The sequence below is a fragment of the Pontibacter sp. HJ8 genome (assembly GCF_054824225.1).
Genome location: NZ_JSYF01000298.1, coordinates 1 through 12,617 on the forward strand (window position 1 = coordinate 1; position 12,617 = coordinate 12,617).

Annotated in this window: 11 protein-coding genes; 9 read left to right on the forward strand and 2 right to left on the reverse strand. The window is 52.3% G+C overall.

The genetic code is table 11. From position 1 onward, the window contains the following. The 9 genes from OB13_RS13460 to lhgO all read left to right on the forward strand — a co-directional run. A partial coding sequence (locus OB13_RS13460) for an undecaprenyl-phosphate glucose phosphotransferase (RefSeq protein ID WP_461490686.1) occupies positions 1 to 1,231 on the forward strand: 1,231 nt, incomplete at its 5' end. Beyond that, positions 1,221 to 2,048: a WecB/TagA/CpsF family glycosyltransferase gene (locus tag OB13_RS13465; protein WP_461490687.1), complete on the forward strand. Its 828-nt coding sequence runs from the start codon at positions 1,221 to 1,223 to the stop codon at positions 2,046 to 2,048. The genes OB13_RS13460 and OB13_RS13465, both read left to right, overlap by 11 nt. A 356-nt stretch (positions 2,049 to 2,404) precedes the next feature. Next, the gene (gene rfbF, locus OB13_RS13470) at positions 2,405 to 3,208 is read left to right on the forward strand and encodes a glucose-1-phosphate cytidylyltransferase (RefSeq protein WP_461490688.1); all 804 of its coding nucleotides are present in this window, start codon (positions 2,405 to 2,407) and stop codon (positions 3,206 to 3,208) included. Between the two features lie 55 nt (positions 3,209 to 3,263). Continuing rightward, a complete protein-coding gene (locus tag OB13_RS13475; protein ID WP_461490689.1) occupies positions 3,264 to 4,355 on the forward strand; it encodes an NAD-dependent epimerase/dehydratase family protein in 1,092 nt (363 codons plus the stop codon). Between the two features lie 9 nt (positions 4,356 to 4,364). Further along, positions 4,365 to 4,931 carry a dTDP-4-dehydrorhamnose 3,5-epimerase gene (rfbC, locus tag OB13_RS13480; protein WP_461490690.1) on the forward strand — a complete coding sequence of 189 codons (567 nt, stop codon included), beginning with the start codon at positions 4,365 to 4,367 and terminating at the stop codon, positions 4,929 to 4,931. A 46-nt stretch (positions 4,932 to 4,977) separates the two neighbouring features. Further along, positions 4,978 to 6,324, forward strand: coding sequence for an NAD(P)H-dependent oxidoreductase (locus tag OB13_RS13485; RefSeq protein ID WP_461490691.1), 1,347 nt, complete (start codon positions 4,978 to 4,980; stop codon positions 6,322 to 6,324). A 101-nt stretch (positions 6,325 to 6,425) separates the two neighbouring features. Beyond that, positions 6,426 to 7,199 carry a nucleotidyltransferase family protein gene (locus tag OB13_RS13490; RefSeq protein WP_461490692.1) on the forward strand — a complete coding sequence of 258 codons (774 nt, stop codon included), beginning with the start codon at positions 6,426 to 6,428 and terminating at the stop codon, positions 7,197 to 7,199. 10 nt (positions 7,200 to 7,209) lie between these two features. Next, complete coding sequence (locus OB13_RS13495) at positions 7,210 to 8,424, forward strand: glycosyltransferase family 4 protein (RefSeq protein WP_461490693.1); 1,215 nt, start codon at positions 7,210 to 7,212, stop codon at positions 8,422 to 8,424. A gap of 260 nt (positions 8,425 to 8,684) precedes the next feature. Continuing rightward, a complete protein-coding gene (gene lhgO, locus OB13_RS13500; RefSeq protein ID WP_461490694.1) occupies positions 8,685 to 9,908 on the forward strand; it encodes an L-2-hydroxyglutarate oxidase in 1,224 nt (407 codons plus the stop codon). 118 nt (positions 9,909 to 10,026) lie between these two features. Here the strand turns inward: lhgO and OB13_RS13505 are convergent, their stop codons facing one another. Both OB13_RS13505 and OB13_RS13510 read right to left on the reverse strand, forming a co-directional pair. Then, a complete protein-coding gene (locus OB13_RS13505; protein WP_461490695.1) occupies positions 10,027 to 11,268 on the reverse strand; it encodes a glycosyltransferase family 61 protein in 1,242 nt (413 codons plus the stop codon). 55 nt (positions 11,269 to 11,323) lie between these two features. Next, positions 11,324 to 12,439, reverse strand: coding sequence for an alginate O-acetyltransferase AlgX-related protein (locus OB13_RS13510; RefSeq protein WP_461490696.1), 1,116 nt, complete (start codon positions 12,437 to 12,439; stop codon positions 11,324 to 11,326). Between the last annotated feature and the right edge of the window lie 178 nt (positions 12,440 to 12,617).

A 12,617-nucleotide genomic window follows, 5' to 3' on the forward strand; every position in this document is an offset into this window, starting at 1 on the left:
GTGGATCGTATCCGGGTTCAAGAACTTTGTGTTCCGTATCGATGGCTTCTTTCCGGTAGATAAAAGAATAGGAAATCTGTTAAATGCTTTTGCGTTACATGCCATTATCCTTTCGAGCTGTATCGTGATCTTCAACCTGGAGCAACTCTCCCGCTTGCTGCTGCTGTATACCTACCTGTCTACCGCACTCCTGATCGGGATCAGCCGCCTGATGTTGTTTTTGGTGCAGCGCTATTTCTCTAACTCCGACATGGCGTACTCCCGGTTTGTGATTGTAGGTATGGGACCGGCAGCCATTTCGCTGCACCAGACCTTCAACAGCGACGAAGCACCCGGACGCAAGTTCATGGGTTTCTTCACCGATAAGGCCAGTGAGCTCAGCAAATACAGCAGCATGGTAAAAGGCAATGTGTCTGACCTGAAAGACTACTGCCTGGAAAACAACATCGACGAGGTATACTATACCCTGCCGCTCAACGACAAGGAGCAGATCGATGAACTGACCGAGTTTGCAGACGACAACTTCATCTACTTCCGCATCGTTCCGGATTTCAGTGCCATCGTTCAGCGTGATGTGAACATGTATTTCTATCAGAACATCCCGATGATCAGTGTGCGCAAGGAGCCGCTGGAGCAAGTAACGAACCGAGTCATCAAGCGTGCGTTTGACATCGCTTTCTCGCTGAGTGTGATCCTGCTGTTGTTCCCGATTGTGATGCCCATCATTGCGCTTGCCATCAAGTTAAGCTCTCCGGGGCCGATCTTCTTCAAGCAGCTGCGTCCGGGTAAGAAAAACAGACTCTTCGTGTGCTACAAGTTCAGAACCATGCGCATGAACAATCAGACTGAGTTACAGGCTACTAAGAACGATCCGCGCATCACGCGTATCGGAGCGTTCCTGAGAAAAACAAATATGGACGAACTACCGCAGTTTTTCAACGTACTACTGGGCGACATGTCTGTAGTAGGGCCTCGTCCTAACCTGGTGTCTCAACTGGACCACTACTCTAAAGTGATCAACAAGTACAAGATGAGACACTTTGTAATGCCCGGTATAACAGGGTATGCACAGGTAAGCGGCTACCGCGGCGAAACAAAAGAGTTAAGCCTGATGGAGAAGCGAATCGAGTACGATGTAAAATACATGGAAAACTGGAGCTTTATGATGGACATGAAAATAATCTTCCTGACTGTCTGGAATATGATCAAAGGCGAAAAGAATGCATACTAATTTATCTGACACACTTACCAGCGTTGCCCCGGCACCCCCGTTACGGGAAAAACGCAGGCTGCTTCGATCACTTATCACTGCCGGCAGTTTCAACGAGTTCGTAGAACATATCTTCTGGCTCACCGAAAACAGGTCTTCCTCCTATGTGTGCTTTGCTAATGTGCACATGCTGGTGGAAGCCTACAAAGACCGGCAATTTAACCACGTACTGAACCAGGCCGATGTGGCTTCTCCAGATGGCGGCCCGGTTTCCAAGCTGATGAAGTTGCAGTACGGACAGGAGCAGGATCGCGTACCCGGTATGGACCTGATGCCCCGCCTGCTCGAAGAAGCCGCTGCCAGAGGCAAATCGGTTTACTTTTATGGGTCAACAGATGATGTGCTGGAAGCAGTTGCCGCCACGGCAAAGGCCAAACACCCCGACCTCCGGATCGCCGGTTACTATTCTCCTCCTTTCCGGCAATTGACGCAGGAAGAAGATGAAGCGATTGTGGACAGGATCAACGATTCGGGCGCAGACCTGGTCTTTGTGGCACTGGGTTGCCCGAAACAGGAACGCTGGATGGCCGATCACAAAGGCCGGGTGAATGCCTGCATGTTGGGAGTGGGGCAAGCGTATATGACGTATGCCGGACTGGAAAAGCGGTTGCCTAAATGGGCCCGTGACCTGTCGCTGGAATGGACGTACCGGTTGTACCAAGAGCCCAGGCGCCTCTGGAAACGCTACCTGGTCACCAACAGCCTGTTTGTGTTCCTCACCTTGAAGGGACTGCTGCTACCCAGCAACGTAAGAAATCATACCATTACGACTGACTAAGGGATGGTGCTCTGTACAGAAATAGCATGGATTAAATTTACAGAGCACTATTACCGGTACAAAATACGCTACAGCCACTACCGCTATTGCGTCCAGAAACACTACACCAAGCTGCGGTTCTCAGGAAAAAGAACACCGGGCAGTTGCAATGCCAGGCAACGTAGCAAAGGCTTCAGAACCTACTTTATTTCCTTACACCAAGCTCCCAGGCCCTGACAGAACCCAATTTGTTCAGGAGAATGTAAAAAAGTGAAATTATCAAAATCTAAATATAGCAATTGTCGTATTAATCTGTAGCTGAGAAATCCCTTAAAACTCAGTCCTATTTTCAATATAACCCAAACCCTTCAAATAGAATGAAAGCAGTCATACTCGCAGGTGGTTACGGAACACGTATCAGCGAAGAAAGTGGCGTAAGGCCCAAGCCAATGGTAGAGATCGGTGGCAAGCCCATCCTCTGGCACATCATGAAGATCTATTCCTACCATGGCATCAATGAATTTGTGATCTGCTGCGGCTACAAAGGCCACATGATCAAAGAGTATTTTGCCAATTACTTCCTCTACAACGCGGATGTGACCTTCGACATGAGCAACAACAGCATGAAGGTACACCACAACAACACGGAATCCTGGAAAGTGACACTGGTGGACACCGGAGAAGGCACCCTGACAGGCGGACGTCTGAAGCGCGTAAAGGACTATATCGGTGACGATACCTTCTGCCTGACCTACGGCGATGGCGTGAGCGACGTGAATATAACAGAGGCTATCCGGTTCCATAAAGAGCAGGGTACCCTGGCCACCCTGACCGCCGTGCAGCAGCCGGGCCGTTTCGGCGCCTTCACAATGCCGAACGAAACGACCAAGATCAACCAGTTTAAAGAGAAGCCGGAAGGTGGCGACATGCCTTGGATCAACGGGGGTTTCTTTGTACTGGAGCCAAGTGTGATCGACTACATCGAAGACGATACCACTACCTGGGAGAGAGAGCCGCTGGAAAGACTTGCTGAAGAAGGTGAGCTGTCCGCTTACCGCCATACCGGCTTCTGGCAGCCAATGGATACCCTGCGCGACAAGCACGTGCTGGAGGAACTCTGGCAGAAAGGCAAGGCGCCCTGGAACGTTTGGCAGAAAATGCTCTCTTCCGCAGTTAATTAATCCCGCACTCTATCAAGTATCAAGTCAAGTATAGTATATAAAGATTATCCTGTCTATGAAAATCCTAATCACTGGAAATATGGGCTATGTCGGCCCGGGTGTTGTCAGCCAACTCAGAGCTACCTACCCACAGGCAACTATTATCGGGTATGACATGGCGTATTTTGCCTCCTGCCTGACCAATGCACCTTACCTGCCGGAAGCCAAACTCGACCAGCAACTCTTCGGTGATGTGCGCACGATGCCGGCTCAGGTGCTGGAAGGCGTGGACGCCGTCGTACACCTGGCAGCTATCTCCAACGACCCGATGGGTAACAAGTTTGAAGAGATAACACTGGATGTCAACTACCGTTCCAGCATCCGTATTGCGGAAATGGCGAAGGCGGCTGGCGTGAAGAACTATGTGTTCGCTTCGAGCTGCAGCATGTATGGGGCTGCCTCCGAGCAAGCCAAAACAGAAGATTCGGAGCTGAACCCGCTGACGGCCTATGCCCGCTCCAAGGTTGCTTCTGAAAAAGAACTGCAGCCCTTGGCCGGCGACGGCTTTACCGTGACTTGCCTGCGTTTTGCAACGGCTTGCGGCATGAGCGATCGTCTGCGCCTGGACCTGGTGCTGAACGACTTTGTAGCCGGCGCAGTAGCAACAGGCAAAATTACGATCCTGAGCGACGGCAGCCCGTGGCGCCCGCTCATCCACGTAAAAGATATGGCCCGTGCCATTGACTGGGCGATCACACGCGAAGCTTCCAACGGAGGTGAATTCCTGGCTGTGAATGCCGGTAGCAACGAGTGGAACTACCAGGTGAAAGAACTGGCCCATGCTGTAGCTGAAGTGATACCGGGCACAGAAGTAAGCGTAAACCTGGAAGCCGCTCCGGATAAGCGTTCTTACCGTGTCAATTTTGACAAGTTCAAAGCATTGGCTCCCAACCACCAGCCTACCCATACCCTAAAGCAATCCATAGAAGAATTGCGTGATGGTCTGGAAGGTATGGGCTTCAAGGACGGCAACTTCCGCAACTCGCTTTACATGCGCCTGATGGTGCTCACCAGCCTGCAGGAGTCGGAGGCGATCAACCAGCAGTTGCAGTGGCAGCATGCCCTTGCAAAAGCATCCGAACAGAAAACACAGTTAGAAACCGCATAAAGGCTAATCATGATATTCACAGAAACCAAACTGAAAGGCGCTTTTATACTGGATGTAAAGAAGCTGGAAGACGAGCGTGGCTTTTTTGGCCGCAGCTGGTGCGAGCGCGAAATGGAGGAGCATGGCCTGAACGCCAATGTGGTGCAGGCGAACGTTTCCTACAATCATAAAAAAGGTACCCTGCGCGGCATGCATTACCAGCTTTCTCCTTACGAAGAAACCAAACTGGTACGTTGTACCCGCGGCGCTATCTACGATGTGATCATCGACCTGCGACCCGAGTCCCCGACCTACAAGCAGTGGATCGGCGTGGAGCTGACTGCGGACAATTACCGCATGCTGTTCGTGCCGGAGCGATTCGGCCACGGCTTCATTACCCTCGAGGATAACACGGATGTGACTTATCAGGTTACACAGTTCTATACCCCGGGTGCAGAGCGTGGTATCCGCTGGAACGATCCTGCTTTCAACATCGAGTGGCCGATTGAGCCGGTGATCATTTCTGAGAAGGACAAGGTACACCCGGACTATAAAAACGAATTCGAGTCATCAACAGAAGGAAAGCTGCTGGTTTAATACCGGCGGCTTTTCTTTCTTCAACCCTTTCATTCTAAGTTAAGATATGATATTAGTAGATACTGCGCTGGCCAAACGCCAGGCTGAAAATAAACCGATCCGGGTAGCAATGGTAGGTGCCGGCTTCATGGGCCGTGGCATTGCACTCCAGATCTGCAACTATGTGCCCGGTATGGAACTGGTTGCGATTGCCAACCGGGATACCGAAAAAGCAAAACGCGCCTACTCCGAAGCCGGTGTACTGGACGCACAGGAAGTGGATAGCCTCTGCAAGCTGGAAGAAAACATTCGCAACGGCAGGTATAGCATCACCAACGATGCCATGCTGCTGTGTGACGCGGAAGGCATTGACGCCATCATCGAAGTAACAGGTGCCGTAGAGTTCGGCACCAACGTAGCCATGCGCGCCATTCAGGGCAAGAAGCACATCATCATGATGAATGCCGAAGTGGACGGCACCGTCGGTCCGATCCTGAAGGTATACGCGGACAAAGCAGGCGTCGTGTTCACCAACGCCGATGGCGACCAGCCGGGTGTGGAGATGAACCTGTACCGTTTTGTAAAGTCGCTGGGCGTGAAGCCGGTGCTGTGCGGCAACATTAAAGGCCTGCACGACCCCTACCGCAACCCGACTACGCAGAAGGGCTTTGCCGAGAAATGGGGTCAGAACCCGTCCATGGTGACTTCCTTTGCCGATGGCAGCAAGATCTCGTTTGAGCAGGCAATCGTGGCCAACGGCACCGGTATGCGTGTCGGTACGCGTGGCATGCATGGCCCGACCGTACCCTCCGGAACGCCGCTGAAAGATGTGGTGCACAACCTGTACCCGCTCGAAGAACTGCTCGAAGGACCAGGTATAGTAGATTATATCGTAGGCGCAGAGCCGGGACCGGGCGTATTTGTACTGGGCACACACGACCACCCGATCCAGCAGCACTACCTGAACCTGTACAAGCTGGGTGAAGGCCCGCTATACCTGTTCTATACGCCCTACCACCTGTGCCACTTCGAAGTGCCGTCTACCGTAGCACGTGCTGTGCTGTTCAACGATGCGGCGCTTACGCCAACTTATGGCCCGTGCGTAGAAGTAGTGGCAGCCGCCAAGATCGACCTGAAAGCAGGTGAAGTGATCGACCCGATCGGCCACTACATGACCTATGGCCTGTGCGAGAACGCCGACACAACCGAGCGCGAAAACCTGTTGCCGATCGGTGTGGCAGAAGGCTGTATCCTGAAGAACGACGTACCCAAGGACAAAGTACTGACCTACGACGACGTGATCCTTCCGGAAGGCAGACTGGTAGACAAGCTGCGTGAAGAGCAGCGCCGCCACTTTGCCTCTGCAGCAAAGCCTTCGGCAGCGCAGGTGTTTAAAAAAGAAGCGGTAGCTTAATCTGCTTTTTACTTATACTGCTAAAATGTAGAGCAATATCCCGCTCCGGTCAGGTATGATCCGGGCGGGATTTTGCTTGCTTTTACAGCTCCTGTTCTGATATGGAAATTGTTGGTATTTTACCTGCCGCCGGCCTTGCCACACGTTTAGCGCCCCTGCCTTGCAGCAAGGAACTGCTGCCCGTTGGGTTTGGACCTAATCCCGAAACGGGCGAGCCTCATCCCAAAGCGGTGTCGCAGTACCTGCTGGAGCTCATGCGGGAGGCCGGTGCCAGCCAGGTATATCTGACCATACGGAAGGGAAAGTGGGACATACCGCAGTACTACGGTGACGGCAGCCGGCTGGGATTGCAGCTGGCTTACCTGATTATGAACAAGCCCTTTGGTGTGCCTTTCTCCCTGGACCAGGCCTATACCTTCGTCCGGGAAAAACAGATCGTGTTCGGCTTCCCGGATATTCTCATCACGCCAACGGATGCCCTGAAAACCATGCTGGCGCAGCAGCAGGAGCAAAAAGCGGACGTCGTACTGGGCGTCTTCCCGGTGCAGCAACCGCATAAATGGGACATGGTCGAACTGGGTGCGGGAGGTGCGGTCCAGCACATTTATCCGAAACCGAAACGATCGTACCTGACTTATGGCTGGGCATTGGCCTGCTGGGGACCGGCCTTCACCGTATTTATGCACAAGCATCTGCAACAGGTATACCAGCAGATGGTAACAACAGGTAAAACAGTCGAATTAAGCCTGGGAGCCGTGACGCAGGCGGCTATTGACAACGGGCTGCAGGTGCAGGCCGTATGCTTTGACAATGGCAGCTGCCTGGACACGGGCACACCCGAAGACCTGCAAACAGCGATCAGAAGCTTTAGTTAGGACCCCTTTCATGCGAATACTCATCGTTCATAATTTTTACAAACAGGCCGGAGGCGAGGACACCGTCTTTCATGCCGAAGCGGCCTTGCTGGAACAGCACGGGCATCAGGTAGAAAAGCTGTCTTTCTCCAATATAGAAGTCAACTCCCTGCCCGAAAAACTGGAGGCAGCACTGGGTGTGGTGTATAACCCCCGGAGTGCGCGGCAGGTAGAGCAGAAGATTCTATCCTTCCGGCCGGATGTGGTGCATGTGCACAATTTCTTTCCTTTAGTCTCTCCGGCAGTCTTCTATGTAGCTCGAAAGCTGCAGGTGCCTGTCGTGATGACGCTGCACAACTACAGGCTCGTATGCCCCAGTGCCTTACTTTATTACAAGGATAAGGTGCAGACCGAAAACATCCATAAGACCTTTCCGATTGGGGCCATCCGGCAGAAGGTATACCGGGATTCGGCGGTGCAGACAGCGTCGGTGGTCCTGACGACCGGGTTGCACAAGCTCCTGGGCACCTGGCAGCAGAAGGTAGATCGTTTTTTGGCGCTCACGCCCGGGGCGGCCGACCTGTTCCGCAACTCTTCGCTCAAGTTAAGGCCGGAGCAACTGGTGGTGAAGCCAAACTTTACCGAAGACTTAGGTATAGGCGCAACGGTACGGGAAGATTATTTCCTGTACGTAGGCCGGCTCACACCCGAAAAAGGCCTCGAGACTTTGCTCCAGGCGCATGCCTTGCAGCCGTTCAGGCTTCGAATCGTGGGAGACGGGCCCTTGCGGGAGCGGGTGGAAGCGCACGTGAAGCAGCATCCGGAGGCAGAATACCTGGGTTTTCAGGCAAGGCCGCAGGTGTTGGAGTTGCTGAAAAAATCGAAAGGCCTCATTTTCTCCTCCGAGTGGCTCGAAACATTCGGGATGACCATCATCGAAGCTTTTTCTACCGGTACGCCGGTGATCGCCGCCAAAATAGGAGGGGCAGAGCAGCTGGTAGAACATGGGGTAAATGGTCTGCACTATACACCGGGGAATGCCGCCGAACTGGCCGAAAAAGTGCAGCAATTGCTGACTGAACCCGATCTGGCAGCTACACTAGGTATAGCTGCCCGCCAGAGCTACGAGGCCAGGTATACGCCCGAGGCGAATTACCAAATGTTAGTTGCCATTTACGAGGCTGTCATCGGTCCCGTAAAGCAAAAGCACGCTGCCACCACGCCACAGGCTTTTCTGAAGGTATAGCTAGTGCCATACTCCGAAGCTCACCTGCCATGCCAAAGCAGTTATACAGGCGGGAAGAGGGACAAAAATGCCAGCCATAGCACTGAAGGTAAACCTTTGGATCCTAGATACAGAATTATTTCAAATATCATAATATCAGTTAGGCTCTATATAGATTTCTCCGTATAAGGTTAAAGCTTCTTGCTGATAAATTTTTGTCCTATTTCATGGAAAGGATAAGCAGCATTTAATTTCAGGTTTAAAGATAAAGCCATAATAGCATGTCAGTTAAAAAATACGATACCATCGTGATCGGAGCGGGCCTTGTAGGTCTTTCCGTCGTTTACCACCTCAAACGCAAAAACCCAGACAGCAAAGTTCTTCTGATTGAGAAAGAGAACTCGGTAGCCAGGCACCAGTCCGGCAATAACAGCGGCGTTATGCATAGCGGCATTTACTATGCCCCGGGCAGCCTCAAGGCAAAGAACTGTATAGCTGGGTATCACTCGCTGATAGAATTTGCCGAAGAGCATGCTATACCTTACGAGCTATGCGGAAAAATTATAGTGGCCACTTCGCCGGCAGAAGTTACCAAGCTCAAGGAAATTCATGAGAGAGGGATCCGCAACGGCTTGCAGAACCTGAGAGAGCTGAACTCGCTGCAGGAAATTCAGGAGCTGGAGCCGCATTGTACGGGTATCAAAGGAATTCATGTCCCGCAAACTGGCATCATTGATTACCCGAAAATGGCTGAAACGCTGCTGGACCTGTACCAGAACAAATATGGCGGCGACGCTGTGTTTGGAGAAAGAGTGGTCAACATCCACTCTCAAAAAGATACCGTGCATGTGGAGACAGATAAGCATCTCTATGCAGCCGATAACATGGTGAGCTGTGCCGGCCTGTTCTCCGACAGAGTGGCCAGTATGACGGAGAAAGAAAACGACCTGCGCATTATTCCTTTCAGAGGGGAGTATTACAAGCTGAGCAAAGAAAAAGAGCACCTGGTAAAGACGCTGATTTATCCTGTGCCAGACCCAAGCTTCCCGTTCCTGGGCGTGCATTTTACCCGCATGATTCGGGGTGGCGTGGAAGCCGGCCCGAATGCCGTGCTGGCCTTCAAGCGGGAAGGGTACAAGTTCCAGGACTTCAGTCTGGAAGATACCAAAGACACCCTGAGCTGGCCCGGTTTCTGGAAAATCGTGGCCAAGTACGGTCAGACAGGTATGGGCGAAATGTACAGGTCCTTGTCCAAGGCGGCCTTTACGAAAGCACTGCAGAAGCTCATACCGGAAGTGCAGGAAAGCGATTTAGTACCGGGTGGGGCAGGCGTGAGAGCGCAGGCTTGTGACAGAAGCGGTAAACTGATCGATGATTTTAACATTCTCAAGAGTGCCAATATCATCCATGTTCGCAATGCGCCCTCACCGGCGGCCACCTCCTCGCTGGCTATCGGTAATCACATCGTAAATGAACTGGTAGGGCAGGGGTCTGCTGTGGTGTAGGTCTGATCAGGTATAGCTTTTAAACAATCCGGCCTTTATGTTGCGCAACATAAAGGCCGGATTGTTTAGGCTAGGTTCTGCGTGTACCTATACGCTATTTATGGGTTAAATAGCGGGCTTAGGTGATACTGTATCTTGCTTCGCCCGTGTTTTTGCGCATCTTCTTCAGTATACCGACTACCCGGTCGGTATCCACGACCAGGTGCTGGCGCTGGCCTTCACCGGCATCCTTCACTTTCCTGTTGTTTTTGCAGATGATGTACTCGTAGTCCAGATCTATCTTGGTAGCGATGTCATAAAACGGCTCGATCACAAATCCCTCGTTGAATATCTCGATCACCTTGGTGCCCGGTTTGCAGAAGAACATGCTGATCAGGCCGGCGCCTGTTGCCGACAAGACCACCTTCGCCTGCGAGAACAACCGGATCTTTTCGAGTATGGAATACCGGCTGGAAACGATCGATTTGAAATTATACGGCTCCAGGACCTCCAGCAGTTCTTGCTCGTTCAGTACATTGCGAATGGCCGAGTCGCTGCGGCTGATGTAGAGGTAGGGCGCTTCCTCTTCCTGTTGGGAAAGTTCTTCTTCCTCAACCAGTGGCAGAAAGGCATCCCGGATATATTGGCAAAGCCATTTCGGTACCAGGGTATGGTTGCCACGCGGAGCTGTGGACGCAATCAGGCGGTCCGCCACCAGATGCTTGTACTCCATGCCGGTGATGATCTTTTCGGGAGGTATGCCCAGCAGTTCCAGTGTTTCTGTCTGGAAACTATAGCGCGTGCTCGGTACCAGGAACCAGTCTACTTCATCAAAGAGGCCGCTTTCCCGGAGCAGGTGCAGCCTGGGCAGCACGTCCAGGAACCAGTGGCCGATGTTGTTGACGCCAGCTCCGCCCGATAACATGGTAAAGACGGTACCCTTGAACCGGGTTGGCGCACTGAAATAGCGCTGCTCAAAGATGTTGTTCAGATCCGGTTCTGTCACCTTGCCGTCGGTCAGGCTCAGCGACACATTCTCGATAACCCGGTTGTAATGCGAGACAATTGCCACACTGCTCTCATTGTCGGTGTAAATGCGCCCGTTTGGTACTTCCACCACCATGTAGTTCGTTTGCACGCTGCGCGGCTGCTTCCAGTAGTCCGAGATGGACGCATATAGTGGCTCAGGTATATCCAGTGTGGTAACTGCACGGGGGTATATGCTATGCACCTTTAATTCGCGCGCATTGCAGCTGCTCAGGTCATCCAGATTGACCCGGCACACACCGGTAGGTTTGAGACGGGTATTGTGTGGCACCACCCGGCCTAAAATTTTCTTCAGGCGTCTGGTTGTTTTATCGTAGAGGGCCTTTGGTTTCATGCTTGTTGTAGAATTTAGAGCTATACGTTCATTTCGTGTGCCGGGATAACCTTAATTACTGTTCCAGTTGCCCGACGAGGTGGCGGGCGTCTGGTTTTGTGCCTGGTGTTCCTGTCTGTAAGTGTCGTGCCACCATGCCGGCAGCCACCTCTACGGCCGTATTATTCCAGTGTGCGTCATCAACCGGGTATAGCGCAATATTTTTTTCATGGTAAAGGTTTTCGAATGTACTTTGGGTGTCGATCACATCCACTTCGCGCTGCTTTAGCTCCGCCATCAGCCTGGGCAGAAAGTCCGGCTTTTTTTGGGAAGGGAGCAACTTGTGGTAAATGTTCTCTTTGTTGGGTATGGGCATAAAGATAAACCTAATTCCTCTGGCCTCCAATGCCTGTTTGTAGCCTGCCAGCACGTCAGCGATCTGGTGGATCTCTTCCTGGCTGAAGTCCCGGTTGGCGATTTCCCCTTCAATGAAGAATTCATTCTGGTAAGAAATATACTCCTTTTTGCCTAATGTACGATCGATCTGGGCCAGGGTACGCCTGTAGAGGGCCAGTTTGGAGATACGGTCTGCCGTCACAGCCAGCCAGGTAAGTACAGGAGAAGCACTGATGGTGGTACCGGTAATGTCCCGCACTTTGGAAGCGATGCCGTTGGCGCCGACGGCCGGCAGCTCCGGTATGCGCCGTTCTATACTCGATACGATCACCACTTCCGGCGGATCCTGCTCGAAGCGCTGCGAGCCCAGGAATCGGTTGACAGTGGCCGGAGCAAAGGAATACACTTCTTTTTCGAGCCTGCGCTCCAGCACCTCTGCCAGGGTTTCTTCCTGGGATAGCTTGGCTCCTGTAATGTTAGAGTCGCCGATGAGCAGCACATCGCATTTGGAATCGCGGTTGCGGTAACCGTATGCATCGGTATACCATTCCACCACCCGCTTTTCAGCAAAGGCAGTACGCGGCGCCAGTTCGCCTTCCTCTTCCATTTTCATGTACATGTTCGGGTAGAAGGGGCCGGACATAATGCGCATCGAATTCACAGAAAGCGTTTCCCATACCCGAAAGGTGAAAAAATTGATCGGGAGCACGGCAGCCTCCAGTATAGGCCACACCAGGAAAGGTAGCAGGAGCAAAGTGAGTTTCAGCAGGAGCTTTCTGACGCCATGGTTTTGCATAACACGGGAGCGTTAAAATTGAAAATAAATAAACTCCTGGTGGCCGAACTGACCAAAAAGCAGCACCGCGACAATCGCCAGGTAGTAGACGCTCCATCGAACCCATACCGGGCGCCGGTTGATAAGCTCCGATACGCTGCCGTTGCGTTGTATCAGGTGTACCAGTTCCATAAGCAGG

What these genes read in the sequence shown, in the direction of transcription:
- OB13_RS13465 (WP_461490687.1), top strand. Translation starts at nt 1,221, where the DNA reads ATGCATACTAATTTATCTGACACACTTACCAGCGTTGCCCCGGCACCC.
- rfbF (WP_461490688.1), top strand. Translation starts at nt 2,405, where the DNA reads ATGAAAGCAGTCATACTCGCAGGTGGTTACGGAACACGTATCAGCGAA.
- OB13_RS13475 (WP_461490689.1), top strand. Translation starts at nt 3,264, where the DNA reads ATGAAAATCCTAATCACTGGAAATATGGGCTATGTCGGCCCGGGTGTT.
- rfbC (WP_461490690.1), top strand. Translation starts at nt 4,365, where the DNA reads ATGATATTCACAGAAACCAAACTGAAAGGCGCTTTTATACTGGATGTA.
- OB13_RS13485 (WP_461490691.1), top strand. Translation starts at nt 4,978, where the DNA reads ATGATATTAGTAGATACTGCGCTGGCCAAACGCCAGGCTGAAAATAAA.
- OB13_RS13490 (WP_461490692.1), top strand. Translation starts at nt 6,426, where the DNA reads ATGGAAATTGTTGGTATTTTACCTGCCGCCGGCCTTGCCACACGTTTA.
- OB13_RS13495 (WP_461490693.1), top strand. Translation starts at nt 7,210, where the DNA reads ATGCGAATACTCATCGTTCATAATTTTTACAAACAGGCCGGAGGCGAG.
- lhgO (WP_461490694.1), top strand. Translation starts at nt 8,685, where the DNA reads ATGTCAGTTAAAAAATACGATACCATCGTGATCGGAGCGGGCCTTGTA.
- OB13_RS13505 (WP_461490695.1), bottom strand. Translation starts at nt 11,268, where the DNA reads ATGAAACCAAAGGCCCTCTACGATAAAACAACCAGACGCCTGAAGAAA.
- OB13_RS13510 (WP_461490696.1), bottom strand. Translation starts at nt 12,439, where the DNA reads ATGCAAAACCATGGCGTCAGAAAGCTCCTGCTGAAACTCACTTTGCTC.